16 protein-coding genes are annotated in these 16,150 nt (G+C 40.4%); 10 read left to right on the plus strand and 6 right to left on the minus strand.

The window, feature by feature from the left end; all coding sequences use genetic code 11:
- Together HT685_RS09690 and HT685_RS09695 are read right to left on the minus strand one after the other, a co-directional pair.
- On the minus strand, positions 1-457 hold a 457-nt coding region (locus tag HT685_RS09690), incomplete at its 3' end, for a transposase (protein WP_173226917.1).
- A 312-nt stretch (positions 458-769) separates the two neighbouring features.
- Positions 770-1,411, minus strand: a complete 642-nt coding sequence (locus HT685_RS09695; RefSeq protein ID WP_173226915.1) for a hypothetical protein — start codon at positions 1,409-1,411, stop codon at positions 770-772.
- A 174-nt stretch (positions 1,412-1,585) separates the two neighbouring features.
- Here HT685_RS09695 and HT685_RS10240 point away from each other — a divergent pair, with 174 nt between their 5' ends.
- Positions 1,586-1,801, plus strand: a complete 216-nt coding sequence (locus tag HT685_RS10240; protein ID WP_049534906.1) for a hypothetical protein — start codon at positions 1,586-1,588, stop codon at positions 1,799-1,801.
- Between the two features lie 355 nt (positions 1,802-2,156).
- Here HT685_RS10240 and HT685_RS09700 read toward each other — a convergent pair whose 3' ends face one another.
- Positions 2,157-3,005, minus strand: a complete 849-nt coding sequence (locus HT685_RS09700; protein WP_173226913.1) for a putative RNA methyltransferase — start codon at positions 3,003-3,005, stop codon at positions 2,157-2,159.
- Between the two features lie 151 nt (positions 3,006-3,156).
- On the opposite strand from HT685_RS09700, the gene HT685_RS09705 reads away from it, so the two are divergent.
- Positions 3,157-3,435 (plus strand): DUF6110 family protein, encoded by a 279-nt coding sequence (locus HT685_RS09705; RefSeq protein ID WP_000910909.1) that lies wholly within the window; start codon positions 3,157-3,159, stop codon positions 3,433-3,435.
- 1 nt (position 3,436) lies between these two features.
- Positions 3,437-5,500: a heavy metal translocating P-type ATPase gene (locus tag HT685_RS09710; RefSeq protein ID WP_173226911.1), complete on the plus strand. Its 2,064-nt coding sequence runs from the start codon at positions 3,437-3,439 to the stop codon at positions 5,498-5,500.
- 77 nt (positions 5,501-5,577) lie between these two features.
- Here the strand turns inward: HT685_RS09710 and tyrS are convergent, their stop codons facing one another.
- The gene (gene tyrS, locus HT685_RS09715; RefSeq protein ID WP_173226909.1) at positions 5,578-6,834 is read right to left on the minus strand and encodes a tyrosine--tRNA ligase; all 1,257 of its coding nucleotides are present in this window, start codon (positions 6,832-6,834) and stop codon (positions 5,578-5,580) included.
- A 141-nt stretch (positions 6,835-6,975) separates the two neighbouring features.
- Between tyrS and pbp1b the strand changes: the two genes are divergently transcribed.
- From pbp1b to HT685_RS10245, 7 genes are all read left to right on the plus strand, one after another.
- A complete protein-coding gene (gene pbp1b / locus HT685_RS09720) occupies positions 6,976-9,450 on the plus strand; it encodes a penicillin-binding protein PBP1B (RefSeq protein WP_173279064.1) in 2,475 nt (824 codons plus the stop codon).
- Positions 9,451-9,532: 82 nt separating this feature from the next.
- Complete coding sequence (locus HT685_RS09725; RefSeq protein ID WP_173226905.1) at positions 9,533-10,444, plus strand: DMT family transporter; 912 nt, start codon at positions 9,533-9,535, stop codon at positions 10,442-10,444.
- Between the two features lie 228 nt (positions 10,445-10,672).
- On the plus strand, positions 10,673-11,371 hold the full coding sequence (gene dapD / locus HT685_RS09730; RefSeq protein ID WP_173226903.1) for a 2,3,4,5-tetrahydropyridine-2,6-dicarboxylate N-acetyltransferase: 699 nt from the start codon (positions 10,673-10,675) through the stop codon (positions 11,369-11,371).
- A gap of 67 nt (positions 11,372-11,438) precedes the next feature.
- On the plus strand, positions 11,439-12,569 hold the full coding sequence (locus HT685_RS09735) for an N-acetyldiaminopimelate deacetylase (protein ID WP_173226901.1): 1,131 nt from the start codon (positions 11,439-11,441) through the stop codon (positions 12,567-12,569).
- Between the two features lie 11 nt (positions 12,570-12,580).
- The gene (locus HT685_RS09740; RefSeq protein ID WP_050392045.1) at positions 12,581-13,120 is read left to right on the plus strand and encodes a 5-formyltetrahydrofolate cyclo-ligase; all 540 of its coding nucleotides are present in this window, start codon (positions 12,581-12,583) and stop codon (positions 13,118-13,120) included.
- The gene (locus tag HT685_RS09745) at positions 13,104-13,781 is read left to right on the plus strand and encodes a rhomboid family intramembrane serine protease (protein WP_050392046.1); all 678 of its coding nucleotides are present in this window, start codon (positions 13,104-13,106) and stop codon (positions 13,779-13,781) included. Before HT685_RS09740 ends, HT685_RS09745 begins: the two co-directional genes overlap by 17 nt.
- Positions 13,782-13,805: 24 nt before the next feature.
- Positions 13,806-14,087: a hypothetical protein gene (locus tag HT685_RS10245; RefSeq protein ID WP_240148761.1), complete on the plus strand. Its 282-nt coding sequence runs from the start codon at positions 13,806-13,808 to the stop codon at positions 14,085-14,087.
- Here HT685_RS10245 and galU read toward each other — a convergent pair.
- Together galU and HT685_RS09760 are read right to left on the minus strand one after the other, a co-directional pair.
- Positions 14,045-14,944 (minus strand): UTP--glucose-1-phosphate uridylyltransferase GalU, encoded by a 900-nt coding sequence (galU, locus tag HT685_RS09755; protein ID WP_173226900.1) that lies wholly within the window; start codon positions 14,942-14,944, stop codon positions 14,045-14,047. The genes HT685_RS10245 and galU overlap by 43 nt on opposite strands.
- 21 nt (positions 14,945-14,965) lie before the next feature.
- Positions 14,966-15,982 carry an NAD(P)H-dependent glycerol-3-phosphate dehydrogenase gene (locus HT685_RS09760; protein ID WP_173226898.1) on the minus strand — a complete coding sequence of 339 codons (1,017 nt, stop codon included), beginning with the start codon at positions 15,980-15,982 and terminating at the stop codon, positions 14,966-14,968.
- Positions 15,983-16,150: the final 168 nt, after the last annotated feature.

Consider the following 16,150-nt stretch of genomic DNA (forward strand, 5'->3'; position numbering starts at 1 on the left):
CTCTTAACTTTTTTAGGATGGCATTCTCCACTCTCAGGTACTCATTTTCTGCTTGAAGGCGTTCTAACTCTGTCATCTCTTCGGGTTTCTTCTTTGGTTTACGTCCCATTTTAGGTACTCTCCCTTTTGTTTTCTCAACAATAGTATACCCGTTTTTCTTGTATTGCGCTAGCCAATTAAGAAGTATCGTACGACTTGGGAGGCCGTATTCAAGAGAAACTCTATCTTTAGTCCAGCCTTCATGTAAGACTTTATGAATCATTTCTTGTTTTAAATCAGGAGAATAGTAACGATTTTTTCCTTTTTTGACGAACTCTATTCCATAACGATCAATCAATTTAATCATGTACCTAATATTAGAATTGTTTATCCCAAATTTATTTGAAAGCTTCTCTAAGCTATATCCTTGTTTTCTAAGTTCATAGATCTGAACTTTATCATCATAAGTTAATTTCATAATAAAAATACCCCAAAAGTTAGATTTTTTCTGTCTAACTTTTGGGGTGCAGTTCAAAATTACCGTTTTTTGTTTGAATTCTATTACTATTAACTACCTATTATTACTAATATTATTACCAACAGTACTAATATTAGTACTAATTACCCTGAGGCCATCGTTTGTAAATTGACCCAAAACGTCAAATCCGTCATAAATTCCTTTATAAATAAAGAGTCCTAAAATTATAGATGAAATAATAATACTTGCACAAATAAAATATGTATGTTTTTTTTCATTCATAATATCGATTATCTCCTAAGTTAGTATAGACTAATAGTTGTATAGACTAATAGTTCCGTTTTGATTAAATGGGACTCTATAATAAGATTTGCCTGATATAGTACCTCCAAATGTAAATCCAGCTCCTAACAACTCTGCTTTAACTGAAGCTGAACCACTACTTTCTATAACTGCTGTTAAAGTGCCATTATAAGCATACTTTATTTTTGTTGTAGGGAATCCATTTGTAGACCAAACATCAATAGTTTTGTCTTCAATAGATGTGTTTGTAATAGAATTTGTTATTCCTAAGTAATAACCGTGAATTGAGTTAATCTGACGGAAAGAACCCTCATTATATAGCTCAATATTTACGCTTAATTGAACTGTAGTTCTAGCAAATGTTGCACTTCTTTTTAATGTGTGTGAAGTAACTGTAGATCGAGAGAGATCTGGAATAAATTCAATAGTTTCAACAACCTTTCCAGTATCACTATCAATAACAGTTGCAACTTCGTTGAATCCTGATTTCGAATATACTACTTCTGGATTAGGGATATTATAATCCTCAACAGTAAATTGCAGTTCGTTGAATTTTATAACAAGGTCATTAGTGGTATCGGCGTTTACAGAAATAGGCAAATAAAACAATGCTAAACAACTAAATAATAGAGTAATTAGTATTTTTTTCATGATAATGATCACCTACCATTCTTTCATAACTAAGTTGGATATTAAGGGTTGATAATTATAGTTTGTACATTGGAATCATCTGCTTTCTTATAGGAATATTAATTGAATAAGGCAATTTCTTTTTATTTGTATTCGCTTACATTTTATCATATAATGTTATTGTAGTCAAGAAAAATGTGCTATTATGTTAAAAAATATTTTTCAAAATATAAATGGACTGATTTATTTTGGATTTTATTTGTTATTTTGACCTGCCTCTTGACGGGTAATAATACTCTTTTCCCCCTTACCCATCAAGAAATCTCTTATCATGGGTGCTTATTGGGAATTACACTTGCCTTATATCATTTACTATTTATTGATAAGTTTGTTATCTCGAATCGAAAATAAAGTTTAGGGCTATGCTTGACTGTGTACCTTTAGGATTGATTTTGGAGGGAAGATTTTGTCTCTGTTATTTATTATTTTAAATTTGTTTATCTTGTACAAGATCTATTCTTTGAGGCGGGAGAAATCGAAATACTTGATTTATACGGCCTATATCATATTTGGGGTAAATGTAATATATGGTATTCAATGGTTATTAAAAGAACTGGTTTCAAAGATTTCCACTTAATGTATATAGAAACTCCAGTGATTTTTGCATAACAAAACGCATAAGATTAAGGTTTTTGAGTACCTGTTCTTATGCGTTTTTGTAATATTGGAGATTTTCGGTAAGTTTTATACCTTTGGGAAGTCTAGTTTAGAATGCTTTCCCAACCAAAATCTCTGCTTCAATGGTAATCTCTGTCAAGTCGCTCCAGTCAATCTTGCTCTGGTCAACGTGAAAGAGGAGAGGGGTCATGCTGAGTAGGGCTTGAAGTTGCTCTGATGTGATAGTCTTAGTCAGAGAGGCAGTTTGACTAGATAGGATGGTAAAGTGTTCTTGGAAATGATTTTTGATACCTTGATTAGAATAATCCTTGTTTGTCAGCTGGTTCTGTACCCTTTGACGGATTTCCTTGAGGTGATTTTCGGTTGGAATAACCTTTATCAAGATACCGTCTTTGGATAAAACGCGACGAAATTCTCCATAGTTGGCAGGTGAGAAGATATCAAGCAGAATGTCCATGCTAGCGTCTTTTATAGGAAGTCGTGCCAAGTCGCCAACGAACCAATTGACTGCCCAGTTTGGTTCACTCTTGGCAGCGATTTGGACGGAATCTTTGGAAATATCAAAGGCATAGAAAGTTTTTTCAGAGTGACTTTCTTGGAGTTTTCGAGAGTAGAAACCTTCGCCACAACCAATATCCAAGATTGTGGTGCTAGTTTCTGAATTTGCTAACAAGTCAGATACAGCATCTAAAATAGCTTGGTAAAAGCCAGCTTCTAGGATTTGTTGACGGTTTTGAAAGTTTTCCTTGTCGTAGTTAGCAGATTGCTTAATTTGAGGTGCCAGATTGACATAGCCAAATTTAGCCAAGTCAAAAGAATGACGATTGCTACATTTGAGACTGCTCTCTACCAGAGTCAGATTTTCTTGGCAGATAGGACAGGCAAAGGCAGTCGCAGAAGCGAAGCGCTGGAGTTTAGGTTTGAGATTTGTATTCATAGTTTAAGTGTATCAAAAGAGGCAAATGAAAGCAACTTTAGGAATAAGTAGATGGGAGATTCAGTAGAAATAAAACTAATTCTCCAATTTATAGAATAAAATTGCTTTTATATCTAAATTGCTATATAATAATATCTAGGAGGAAATAAGTATGTTAAAAGAAGTATTGACCGTCGCAAAAGTTGCGAAAAAATCATCACTCTTTTTAGGTGGTGTTGCATTTGGTACCCTTGGTTTGAAAATCTTGGCAAGTAAGGAAGCTAAAAAAGGTTATTCTAAAGCTTTGGCTAAGGCTTACAAGTTGAAAGACGAGCTAGATGCATCTGTTTCTGTTGTGAAGCAACATGGAGATGATGTCTTGCAAGATGCCAAATATTTGTACGAGCAAGAGAAAAAAGAAGAGCAATTAGATAGCCTTATAGGAGAATAATATGTCTTTTAAAGTGCTACATAGAGGATACCAACATATCCGACTATCATCTTCTTTTTCACTCACCTTGGATATTCAAGACTATCTTCGTTCCTTGGCGAGAGATGAAAAGGGGATTGAGTCTATCCAGTTTTACATGGATCAACAGCACTTTACTCTACGTATAAAAGAAGGCTTTTCTGTATTAGATAATGCAGAAGCCTTTTTAAAAAGAATTGATAAAGGGAAAGTTTCTGAGTTGATGACTCTTCCCATTCGTAGAGAAGAGAGTGCTTATTCTATTGTTTCAGGTGCAGCGGTTAAGCGTGTACTTTTTCGTAGTTTTGTGCCGTATCCTATTCGCTATATATGGACTTGTTATCAGGCTTTTGGTTATATTAGAGAAGCCTATCAAACACTAGCGCGTAAGGAACTAACGATGGAGGTCTTGGACTGTTCGGCGATTTTATTGTCCTTGTTTATGAACCAATCTAAGACAGCTAGCAATATCATGTTTATGCTTGATTTGGGGAATCATTTAGATCAGTGGTCCTTGAAAAAAACTGCAACAGATTTAGAACAGAGTCTTCTTGCAAAAGAGAGCGATGTATTCTTAGTACAGGGCGATACGGTCGTTAGTATCAAGAGTTCCGACGTTCAAATAGGAGATGTCTTGGTCCTATCTCAAGGAAATGAAATTCTGTTTGATGGACAAGTAGTTTCAGGTTTAGGTATGGTCAACGAAAGTTCCTTGACGGGAGAGAGTTTTCCAGTTGAAAAAAGAGAGTCTGATTCGGTTTGTGCAAACACAGTCTTGGAGACTGGGGAGCTACGCATTCGTGTAACCGATAATCAGATGAACAGCCGTATTTTACAGCTGATTGAGTTGATGAAGAAATCTGAAGAAAACAAGAAAACGAAACAACGCTATTTCATCAAGATGGCGGACAAGGTCGTCAAATATAATTTCTTGGGGGCTGGGCTGACTTACCTATTGACAGGTTCTTTTTCGAAGGCTATTTCTTTCCTATTGGTCGATTTCTCCTGCGCTTTGAAAATCTCTACTCCTGTAGCTTATTTGACAGCTATCAAGGAGGGGTTGAATCGTGAAATGGTGATTAAGGATGGGGATGTTCTGGAGAAATATCTGGAAGTTGATACTTTCTTGTTTGATAAGACGGGAACAATCACAACTAGCTATCCGATAGTTGAAAAGGTGTTACCTTTTGGGGACTATAGTGAGGAAGATATTCTCAGAATCAGTGCCTGTCTTGAGGAACACATTTATCATCCTATTGCTAATGCCATCGTCAAGCAAGCCGAGATAGAGGGAATTGAACATGAGGAAATGCATGGGAAACTCCAATATATCGCAAGTAAGGGAATCAAATCCCATATCGATGGGCAACCAGTTCTTATTGGGAATTATGTTTTGATGCAGGATGAGCAAATTCATATCAGTTCAGAACAAAATGCTTTAATTGAAGAGTACAAGAGTCACTACAATCTCTTATTCTTGGCTTATCAGAATGAATTGATTGGAATGTTCTGCATTCATACTCCTTTGAGAAAAGAAGCAAAAGCAGCCTTGGAGAAACTTAAGGCACAAGGGAAAAAATTGATTCTGGCAACAGGGGACACCTTGGTTAGGACAGAGGAATTAGTCAAAGATTTGCCCTTTGATCAGGTTTATACAGATTTGAAACCTGATGGGAAATTTGAGTTAGTAGAGGAACTGCAGAAAGCAGGTCACACTATTTTGATGGTTGGGGATGGGTTGAACGACTCAGCGGCTCTAACCCTATCAGATATCGGTGTGGTGATGAATGAGAGTGCAGATATTTCTAAGCAGATGAGTGATATATTATTGTTAGATAATCGCTTGGATTTCTTCCAAGAGTTGGATTGGCTATCATCATCTTTGCAAACACTCATCAAGAAGAATATTCAAGATACCGTTGTCGTAAATAGTAGTTTGATTGGCTTCGGCTTGTTTAACTGGCTCAGCCCTTCAAATCTTTCTATCTTACATAATCTAACAACCTTACGTATAGTCCTGCGTAGCCTGTCTATTAAGGCTAGATAGATGAGAGTTATTAACAGCAAAAAGGAGTTACCTTTCTTGAGGTTAACTCCTTTATTTATAGATAAATGTTGAATAGTTTAGTAAGTCAATACAAAGTATTTTTTCTTCCCACGACGGATAACAGTCAGTTCGTTCTCTAACTTATCTGCGTCACTCAAGACATAGTCAAGGTCTTGGATGCGGTCGCCGTTGACGTAGATAGCTCCGTTTTGGACGTCTTCACGGGCTTGGCGTTTTGAGTTAACCACACCAGATGACACGAGCAGTTCTACGATATTGTGGTTTTCGTCTGCCTGTACTTGGTAGTTTGGTACACCACGAAGTCCTTGTTTGAGTTCTTTAACAGAAAGATTTTTGATGTTTCCTGCAAAGAGTTGCTCAGTGATGTTGAGGGCTTCTTTGTAAGCTTCTTCTCCGTGAACAAGTGTAACAACTTCACGAGCCAAGATTTTTTGAGCCAAGCGTTCGTGTGGAGCTGCTTCAAATTGTTTACGGATGTCTTCAATCTCATCAAGTGACAAGAAAGTAAAGATTTTCAAGAAGCGAACAGCGTCTGCGTCCATCACGTTCATCCAAAATTGGTACATTTCGTATGGAGAAGTCTTTTCAGGATTGAGCCAGACTGCGTTTCCTTCTGATTTACCAAATTTCTTACCAGTTGCATCTGTGATCAGTGGAACAGTTATAACGTGGCCAGTCTTGTCAGCTTTACGACGAAGCAATTCAGTACCAGCTGTCATATTTCCCCACTGGTCAGAACCACCGATTTGTAGCGTTACGTTGTGGTCTTGGTTAAGGACGAAGAAGTCGTAACCTTGCATGATTTGGTAAGCGAACTCAGTGTAAGAAATCCCTGTTTCAATCCGTTTTTTAACAGATTCCTTACTCATCATGTAGTTGACCGTGAAGTATTTTCCAATGTCACGGAGGAAGTCAATGAAGCTGATGCTGCCAAACCAGTCGTAGTTGTTGACCATGACAGCTTTATTTTCGCCATTTTCAAAGTCAAGAAAACGAGAAAGTTGTCCTTGGATAGACTTGACCCAGCCATTTACTGTGTCTTTTGTTTGGAGACTACGTTCAGCATCTTTGAAGGACGGATCTCCGATGAGACCTGTAGCACCGCCAACGAGCGCATAAGGTTTGTGACCTGCTAATTGCAGGCGACGACTTGTCAAGATTGCGACAAGGTGGCCTAGGTGAAGGCTGTCAGCAGTTGGATCGTAGCCAGTATAATAAGAAACTTGACCTTCTTCTAGGGCTTTACGCAAAGCTTCTTCATCAGTCGTTTGAAATATCAAACCACGCTCTTTTAGCTCATCAAAAATGTGCATGTGTCTTTTCTCCTTTTTAAAATTATTGTTTCTAACTATTGTATCACAAACTTGGGCAATAGCCTAGCAGAATAGGGAAGAAAGTGGCTATTTTATTGAAAGTTTCCCTTTTGTGGTATAATAGATAAAGTGAGGAAATCCATGCAAAATCAATTAAATGAATTAAAACGAAAAATGCTGGAATTTTTCCAGCAAAAACAAAAAAATAAAAAATCAGCTAGCCCTGGCAAGAAAGGTTCAAGTGTCCAAAAATCTAAATCCTTAGAGAAGCCAGCCATTTTTCCAGCTATTTTACTGAGTATAAAAGCCTTATTTAACTTACTCTTTGTGCTCGGTTTTCTAGGAGGAATGTTGGGAGCTGGGATTGCTTTGGGGTACGGAGTGGCCTTATTTGACAAGGTTCGGGTGCCTCAGACAGAAGAATTGGTGAATCAGGTCAAGGACATCTCTTCTATTTCAGAGATTACCTATGCGGATGGGACGGTAATTGCTTCCATAGAGAGTGATTTGTTGCGCACTTCTATCTCATCTGAGCAAATTTCGGAAAATCTGAAGAAGGCTATTATTGCGACAGAAGATGAACACTTTAAAGAACATAAGGGTGTAGTACCCAAGGCGGTGATTCGTGCGACCTTGGGGAAATTTGTAGGTTTGGGTTCCTCAAATGGGGGTTCAACCTTGACCCAGCAACTGATTAAACAGCAGGTGGTTGGGGATGCACCGACTTTGGCTCGTAAGGCGACAGAAATTGTGGATGCTCTTGCCTTGGAACGCGCCATGAATAAGGATGAGATTTTAACGACCTATCTCAATGTGGCTCCCTTTGGCCGAAATAATAAGGGACAGAATATTGCAGGAGCTCAGCAGGCAGCTGAGGGGATCTTCGGTGTAGATGCCAGTCAGTTGACGGTTCCTCAAGCAGCATTTTTAGCAGGACTTCCACAGAGTCCCATTACTTACTCTCCTTATGAAAATACTGGAGAGTTGAAGAGTGATGAAGACCTAGAAATTGGCTTAAGACGGGCTAAGGCAGTTCTTTACAGTATGTATCGTACAGGTGCCTTAAGCAAAGACGAGTATTCTCAGTACAAGGATTATGACCTTAAACAGGACTTTTTACCATCGGGCACGGTCACAGGAATTTCACGAGACTATTTATACTTTACAACTTTGGCAGAAGCTCAAGAACGTATGTATGATTATCTAGCTCAGAGAGACAATGTCTCCGCCAAGGAGTTGAAAAATGAGGCAACTCAGAAGTTTTATCGCGATTTGGCATCCAAGGAAATTGAAAATGGTGGTTATAAGATTACTACTACCATAGACCAGAAAATTCATTCTGCCATGCAAAATGCGGTTGCTGATTATGGCTATCTTTTAGACGATGGAACAGGTCGTGTAGAAGTAGGGAATGTCTTGATGGACAACCAAACAGGTGCTATTCTAGGCTTTGTAGGTGGTCGTAATTATCAAGAAAATCAAAATAATCATGCCTTTGATACCAAACGTTCGCCAGCTTCTACTACCAAGCCCTTGCTGGCCTACGGTATTGCTATTGACCAGGGCTTGATGGGAAGTGAAACGATTCTATCTAACTATCCAACAAACTTTGCTAATGGCAATCCGATTATGTATGCTAATAGCAAGGGAACAGGAATGATGACCTTGGGAGAAGCTCTGAACTATTCATGGAATATCCCTGCTTACTGGACCTATCGTATGCTTCGTGAAAAGGGTGTTGATGTCAAGGGTTATATGGAAAAGATGGGCTACGAGATTCCTGAGTACGGTATTGAGAGCCTGCCAATGGGTGGTGGTATTGAAGTCACAGTTGCCCAGCATACCAATGGCTATCAGACCTTGGCTAATAATGGAGTTTATCATCAGAAGCATGTGATTTCAAAGATTGAAGCAGCAGATGGTAGAGTGGTGTATGAGTATCAGGATAAACCAGTTCAAGTCTATTCAAAAGCTACTGCGACAATTATGCAGGGCTTGCTGCGAGAAGTTCTATCCTCTCGTGTGACAACAACCTTCAAGACGAATCTGACTGTTTTAAATCCTACTCTGGCTAATGCAGATTGGATTGGGAAGACTGGTACAACCAACCAAGACGAAAATATGTGGCTCATGCTTTCGACACCTAGATTAACCCTAGGTGGCTGGATTGGGCATGATGATAATCATTCATTGTCACGTAGAGCAGGTTATTCCAATAACTCTAATTACATGGCTCATCTGGTAAATGCGATTCAGCAAGCCTCCCCAAGCATTTGGGGGAACGAGCGCTTCGCTTTAGATCCTAGTGTCGTAAAATCCGAAGTCTTGAAATCAACAGGTCAAAAACCAGGGAAGGTTTCTGTTGAAGGAAAAGAGGTAGAGGTCACAGGTTCGACTGTTACCAGCTATTGGGCTAATAAGGCGGGAGCTCCTACGACAAGCTATCACTTTGCCATTGGAGGAAGCGAATCAGATTATCAAAACGCTTGGTCAAGTATCGTTAGTACATTGCCAACTCCATCAAGCTCCAGCAGTTCAAGTAGTTCAAGTAGTAGTTCTAGCGATAGCAGTAACTCGAGTACTACACGACCTTCTTCTTCAAGGGCGAGACGATAAGTTCTATAAACTGTGCTAAATGAAGTGGCTAATCAATGGATTGCCACTTTTTTCTTTTTTCCTTTCGTGTTACAATAAAGGTATGAATCAGTATCAGAAAAAGATTGTTAAAGGAACCATTTATTCGCTCCTATCCGGCTTAATCTGGGGAATCTGTGGGATTTTAGGAGAGTACTTCTTTACTCATTACCAGGTGTCTTCGGGCTGGATTACCTCTATGCGTTTGACACTGGCAGGAAGTCTTGTACTCATTTGGTCTGCGATGCAATTAAAATCGCAAGTGTTTGATATTTGGCGAGATAAGAAAAATTACCTGCCCTTTTTGGCCTATGCTATTTTGGGGATTTTTTCAGTCCAATATTTTTTCTATCTCTGTGTAGAATACTCAAATGCAGCGACAGCGACTATTTTACAGTTTATTAGCCCTGTCTTTATCCTCTTTTACAATCGCTTGGTTTATCAAAAACGAGCGTCAAAAAGCGCTATTTTTTATGTTTTGGTTGCCATGCTGGGTGTTTGCTTGATGGCGACAAAGGGCGATCTCTCTCAGTTATCCATGACGCCACTGGCCCTTATAACAGGTCTGCTGAGTGCCATGGGGGTTATGTTTAATGTTATCTTACCCCAACCTTTCGCGAAGCGCTATGGTTTTGTACCCACGGTTGGGTGGGGGATGATTTTGGCCGGTTTATTTAGCAATGTCCTCTCGCCGGTTTACAAGCTGTCCTTTACTCTTGATATTTGGAGTATCTTGATTTGCCTCATTATCGCTTTCTTTGGGACGGCTTTTGCTTTTTTTATTTCCATGAAGGCTGTGTCCTTGGTTTCTCCTTTGGTGGTTTCCGTTATCAGTGCCAGTGAACCTCTCTCTTCTGCCCTTTTGAGTGTTTTGTTCTTAGGATTGGTAGTGGATTGGTCCCTTCTTCTAGCGATGGCCTTGATTATTTTACCCATGATATTTTTGTCTATAGAAGAAGCGAAAGAAAGTAGATAAAAAGTCTTTTCTTAATTCTAAAAGTGTGCTATACTAGAATGGTCAATAAAACACGGGGAGATAGTTGTGAAGAGTGTTTTTAGGTTGTATCGGTAGGGGCTTGCTTTTACCGACAGCACGTTTTATCTCACATCCCTAAAAATCATACCTAAAAACAAACAAAAAGGCTTCAAATTTGAGGCCTTTTTTGGTAGAATAGGTATCATTAAAATGAACTAGGAGGCGCCTATGACTGCCACAAAAATGAACGCTCAAGAAATTATCCAATTTATCGCCAATGCTGAAAAGAAAACCAGTGTTAAAGTAACCTTTGACGGACAACTTGCAACTGCTGTACCAAGCTCTGTTGTCAAACTAGGGAATGTCCTATTTGGAGACTGGAAGGATGTTGCTCCTCTTCTCGATGGTTTGGTAGAAAATCAAGACTATGTTGTTGAGCAAGACGCTCGTAATTCTGCAGTTCCCTTGCTAGATAAACGTGCTATCAATGCTCGTATCGAGCCAGGTGCTATTATCCGTGATCAGGTTGAAATTGGTGACAATGCTGTTATCATGATGGGAGCGGTTATCAATATCGGTGCTGAAATTGGTGCAGGAACCATGATTGACATGGGTGCTATCCTTGGTGGCCGTGCTATCGTTGGGAAAAACAGTCACGTTGGTGCAGGTGCCGTTCTTGCAGGTGTGATTGAGCCAGCTAGCGCAGAACCAGTCCGTGTTGGAGATAATGTTCTTATCGGCGCTAATGCAGTGGTTATCGAAGGGGTCCAAATCGGTAGTGGTTCAGTTGTCGCAGCAGGAGCTATTGTTACCCAAGATGTTCCAGAAAACGTGGTAGTAGCAGGTGTTCCAGCTCGTATCATCAAAGAGATTGATGCCCAAACCCAACAAAAAACAGCGCTAGAAGATGCGCTTCGTACCTTGTAATTGTAAAAGAAAAATAGAGGCGGAACCCTTCTTCCAGCCTCTTTCTGCTATATCGGAGGATAGATAGATGTTAGATTTGATTCAGACTAGACGAGATTTGCACCAGATTCCAGAGATTGGCTTGGAGGAGTTCAAGACTCAGGCTTATCTGCTGGATGTGATTGAGAAATTGACTGCGGGCAAGGATTTTGTCAAAGTTCGAACTTGGCGGACAGGGATTTTGGTCTATTTGCAGGGAAGTCAGCCAGATCGGACCATTGGTTGGCGAACAGATATTGATGGCCTGCCTATCGTAGAACAAACAGACCTGTCTTTCGCCTCTCAGCACCAAGGTCGTATGCACGCTTGTGGACATGATTTCCACATGACCATTGCTTTGGGATGTCTCGAGCGCGTCCTTGAGGAGCAACCAAAGAACAATCTACTCTTCCTATTTCAGCCTGCTGAAGAAAATGAAGCTGGTGGCATGCTCATGTATGAGGATGGCGCTTTTGGAGACTGGTTGCCAGACCAGTTTTATGGCCTCCATGTCCGTCCAGATCTGAAAGTTGGCCAGATTGCGACCAATACTCATACACTTTTTGCAGGGACTTGTGAGGTGAAGATTCGTTTCAAAGGCAAAGGTGGCCACGCAGCCTTTCCGCATGAAGCCAATGACGCTTTGGTGGCGGCTAGTTACTTTGTAACCCAAGTGCAGTCAGTTGTCAGCCGCAATGTCAACCCAATCGAGGGAGCAGTGGTGACCTTTGGCGTTTTTCAGGCTGGAACAACCAACAATGTCATCACAGACACAGCCTTTTTACATGGAACTATTCGTGCCTTAACTCAGGATATGAGCCTCTTGGTGCAAAAGCGGGTCAAAACAGTTGCAGAAGGAGTTGCAGCTGCCTTTGATATGGAAGTTGAAGTGGAACTCAAGCAAGGTGGATACCTACCTGTTGAGAACAATCCAGCCTTGGCGCGTGAACTGATGGATTTCTTTGAAGAAAAAGACGGAATCGAGCTGATTGATATCGAGCCTGCTATGACAGGTGAAGACTTTGGTTATCTTCTTTCAAAGGTTGATGGTGTTATGTTTTGGCTAGGTATCGATAGTCCCTACGCTCTTCATCACCCTCAAATGAGTCCTAAGGAAGAGGCTTTATCTATTGGGGTGGATGCGGTCTCTAGTTTCCTGAAAAAGAAGGCAGCAGAGTAGAGGAATTGTCTATGAAAGCAGAATTACGCAAGCAAGTCTTGCAAGAAATGAAGACTATATCTCAAGAGCAAAAACAGGCTATAGAGCAAGCTTTAACCGAGCGATTGTTACAACACCCCTTTTACCAAGAAGCCAAGGTTATTGCAACCTATCTCTCTTTTCCTCATGAGTTTCAAACGCAGGGATTGATTGAGCAGGCGCTGAAGGATGGCAAGAAGGTTCTGATACCCAAAACCTATCCCAAGGGGCACATGGACTTTGTGGTCTATGATCCGCAGCAGTTGGTAAAAACTTCCTTTGGCTTACTGGAACCACAGGGAGATTTGGAAGTATTGGATGCCTCTAAGATTGATTTGATTCATGTTCCGGGGCTGGCTTTTACGACAAAGGGTTATCGAATTGGCTATGGCGGAGGTTATTATGACCGCTATCTGGAACAGTTTACTGGTCATACTTTGAGTACGGTTTATCATTATCAAGTTCAGGACTTTATCCCTGAAAAGCATGATATTCCTGTTCAGGAGGTTCTGATTGATGAAAGAAATCTTTGATAGGCGTTACCCTGTGACGAGTTTCTTCCTCTTAGTGACGACCTTGGTATTTCTACTAATGTTGGTGACCACAGGAGGAAACTTTTACAGGGCAGATACCCTATTTCGATTTGGAGCTATGTATGGGCCTGTTATTCGGCTCTTTCCCGAGCAGGTTTGGCGTCTCTTCTCTGCTATTTTTGTTCATATTGGGTGGGAGCATTTCATTGTTAATATGCTTTCGCTCTATTATCTTGGTAGGCAAGTAGAGGAGATTTTCGGATCCAAGAAGTTTTGCTTTCTCTATCTCTTATCTGGAATGATGGGCAATCTCTTTGTTTTTGTATTTAGTCCAAAATCCTTAGCAGCAGGAGCTTCTACTTCTCTCTATGGGCTATTTGCTGCGATTATTGTTCTTCGCTATGCAACGCGTAATCCTTATATCCAGCAGTTGGGGCAATCTTATCTGACACTTTTTGTGATTAACATTATTGGAAGTGTTCTGATTCCAGGAATCAGTCTAGCAGGTCATATCGGAGGTGCAGTTGGTGGCGCATTTCTAGCAGTTATCTTTCCAGTTAGAGGAGAAAGACGGATGTATGGCGCTAGTCAGAGACTGGTAGCGTTAGTGTTGTTCGTAGGACTCGCAGTCTTACTTCTCTACAAGGGAATGGGAATGTGACGAGCTTATAATAATAGTTGTGTAATGAAAAAAGATAAGGCATTTTTTGAACCTTATCTTTTTATTTTATACTCAATGAAAATCAAAAAGCAAACTAGGAAACTAGCAGCAGGTTGCTCAAAGCACTGCTTTGAGGTTGTAGATAGAATTGACGAAGTCAGCTCAAAACACTGTTTTGAGGTTGCAGATAAGACTGACGAAGTCAGTAACCATATATACGGTAAGGCGACGCTGACGTGGTTTGAAGAGATTTTCGAAGAGTATTATTCCTTCTCAGCCAATTCTTTTCCAAGTTGGATGAGGTAATCCTTCAAGTCATCTTTGACTTGTGGATGTTTGAGGGCGTAGTCAATAGATGTTTTCATAAATCCAAACTTATCCCCAACGTCGTAACGAGCTCCTGTAAATTCACGGGCGAAAACACGTTGTGTTTTATTAAGGGTATCAATAGCGTCGGTAAGCTGGATTTCATTTCCAGCGCCAGGAGCTTGCTTTTCGAGGATGTCGAAAATTTCTGGTGTCAGAAGATAGCGACCGATGATTGCCAAATCACTTGGTGCATCTTCAGGAGCTGGTTTTTCAACGAAAGTTTCAACGCTATAGAGACCATTGATTCCTTCACCTTGAGGAGCGATAACCCCGTATGCTGAAACGTCTTCGTGTGGTACAGGCATGACAGCAATGGTTGATGCGTGTGTCTTTTCGTAATCATTCATCAGTTGTTTTGTCAAAGGAACGGCATTCTCGTCTGTGATGTCCATAAGGTCATCACCCAGCATAACAACGAAGGGTTCATTCCCCACAAAAGCTTTGGCTTGTAGGACAGCGTCTCCAAGACCACGAGGGTGAGTTTGGCGAATGAAATGGAGGCGCATACCAGTTGCTTCATCTACCAATTTTAACAAATCCGTTTTGCCTTTTTCCTTAAGATTGTATTCAAGCTCAAAGTTTGAGTCAAAGTGGTCCTCAATAGAACGTTTTGATTTACCAGTGACAACCAGAATATCTTCAATACCTGATTTGAGAGCCTCTTCCACGATAAACTGGATAGTTGGTTTGTCTACAATTGGCAACATTTCTTTGGCAAGAGCCTTGGTTGCTGGTAAAAATCGAGTCCCTAGTCCAGCGGCAGGGATAACTGCTTTTCTAACTTTTGATGTCATAAGAATCCTTTCTTTAGAGAGTTAAGACCACTCATTTTCTGCTTTAAATTCATTGTTCATGATGTCATAAATGGCATCTTTGATATTGGTTCCGTTGTAAATGACTTGGTAAATGGCCTGTGTAATCGGCATATAGACTCCAAGTTCTTGCGCTAGTTCATAGGCTGCTCGAGTCGTTGAAATTCCTTCAATCACCATGCCCATATTGGCTTCGATATCAGCTAGGGATTCTCCCCGACCAAGAGCATCTCCAGCTCTCCAGTTACGAGAGTGGACGGAGGTTCCCGTTACGATCAAATCTCCCACACCAGATAAGCCGCTATAGGTCAATGGATTAGCCCCGAGTGCTACCCCTAAGCGAGTAATTTCTGCCAAGCCTCGAGCGATGATGGCTGCCTTGGCATTGTCACCAAATCCCAAACCATGTAAAGCTCCAGCACCGACAGCAATAATATTTTTAAGAGCACCAGCAGTTTCAACTCCAATAACATCCGTATTGGTATAAAGTCGGAAGTAGTGATTACTAAAGAGCTCTTGAACGTATTGAGCTGTTTGTAAATCTTTAGAAGCAGCAGTGATTAAAGTTAGGTCACGTACAATGGTCTCTTCTGCATGACTAGGGCCTGAAACAACGACGATATCACTGCGGAGATGTTCAGGAATTTCTTCTTCAAGGATAGTTGATAATCGTTTATGGCTATCAGGTTCTAATCCCTTTGATGCGTGCATGATGATAGCCTTATGGTCTAAGGTTTTTGCAACTTGTTGGGCAACAAGTCGTGTCACTTTTGTTGGGACGACAAACAAAATCGCATCCACATCTTTTAATGCCTCTGCTAAGTCAGTGTAGGCAATGATATTTTCGTCTAGAACGACATCTTTAAAGTAGTGCTTGTTAGTATGATAGGTATTAATTTCATTGATTTGCTCGGGAATGTTTCCCCAAATACGTACCTCGTATCCATTGTCATTTAAGACTTGTGAAAGGGCAGTTCCCCAAGAACCAGGCCCCAAGACGGCGATGGTTTGTTTTTCCATGATTTCCTCCTTGATAGAGTTCTTTCTCTTATTCTATCATATTCTAGGGGATTTTGCACTTGCATTGCTGGGGAGTAGTGGCTTTGTGACTTGAAAAATATATAAAAACCGAGACGAAGTATTAAAGTCTTAGTCTTTAGTTAAAGTGAGAAGAAATCTGATAGATAG

It is taken from the genome of Streptococcus sp. 5004 (assembly GCF_013276755.1).
In the GTDB taxonomy this organism is placed as follows: Bacteria; Bacillota; Bacilli; order Lactobacillales; family Streptococcaceae; genus Streptococcus.

Excerpts from the sequence above, each read along its gene's own strand:
- HT685_RS09710 (WP_173226911.1), top strand. The coding sequence starts at position 3,437 with ATGTCTTTTAAAGTGCTACATAGAGGATACCAACATATCCGACTATCA.
- HT685_RS09705 (WP_000910909.1), top strand. The coding sequence starts at position 3,157 with ATGTTAAAAGAAGTATTGACCGTCGCAAAAGTTGCGAAAAAATCATCA.
- HT685_RS10240 (WP_049534906.1), top strand. The coding sequence starts at position 1,586 with ATGTGCTATTATGTTAAAAAATATTTTTCAAAATATAAATGGACTGAT.
- HT685_RS09700 (WP_173226913.1), bottom strand. The coding sequence starts at position 3,005 with ATGAATACAAATCTCAAACCTAAACTCCAGCGCTTCGCTTCTGCGACT.
- dapD (WP_173226903.1), top strand. The coding sequence starts at position 10,673 with ATGACTGCCACAAAAATGAACGCTCAAGAAATTATCCAATTTATCGCC.
- HT685_RS09695 (WP_173226915.1), bottom strand. The coding sequence starts at position 1,411 with ATGAAAAAAATACTAATTACTCTATTATTTAGTTGTTTAGCATTGTTT.
- HT685_RS09760 (WP_173226898.1), bottom strand. The coding sequence starts at position 15,982 with ATGGAAAAACAAACCATCGCCGTCTTGGGGCCTGGTTCTTGGGGAACT.
- HT685_RS09725 (WP_173226905.1), top strand. The coding sequence starts at position 9,533 with ATGAATCAGTATCAGAAAAAGATTGTTAAAGGAACCATTTATTCGCTC.
- HT685_RS09745 (WP_050392046.1), top strand. The coding sequence starts at position 13,104 with ATGAAAGAAATCTTTGATAGGCGTTACCCTGTGACGAGTTTCTTCCTC.
- HT685_RS09740 (WP_050392045.1), top strand. The coding sequence starts at position 12,581 with ATGAAAGCAGAATTACGCAAGCAAGTCTTGCAAGAAATGAAGACTATA.
- galU (WP_173226900.1), bottom strand. The coding sequence starts at position 14,944 with ATGACATCAAAAGTTAGAAAAGCAGTTATCCCTGCCGCTGGACTAGGG.
- tyrS (WP_173226909.1), bottom strand. The coding sequence starts at position 6,834 with ATGCACATTTTTGATGAGCTAAAAGAGCGTGGTTTGATATTTCAAACG.
- HT685_RS09735 (WP_173226901.1), top strand. The coding sequence starts at position 11,439 with ATGTTAGATTTGATTCAGACTAGACGAGATTTGCACCAGATTCCAGAG.
- HT685_RS10245 (WP_240148761.1), top strand. The coding sequence starts at position 13,806 with ATGAAAAAAGATAAGGCATTTTTTGAACCTTATCTTTTTATTTTATAC.
- pbp1b (WP_173279064.1), top strand. The coding sequence starts at position 6,976 with ATGCAAAATCAATTAAATGAATTAAAACGAAAAATGCTGGAATTTTTC.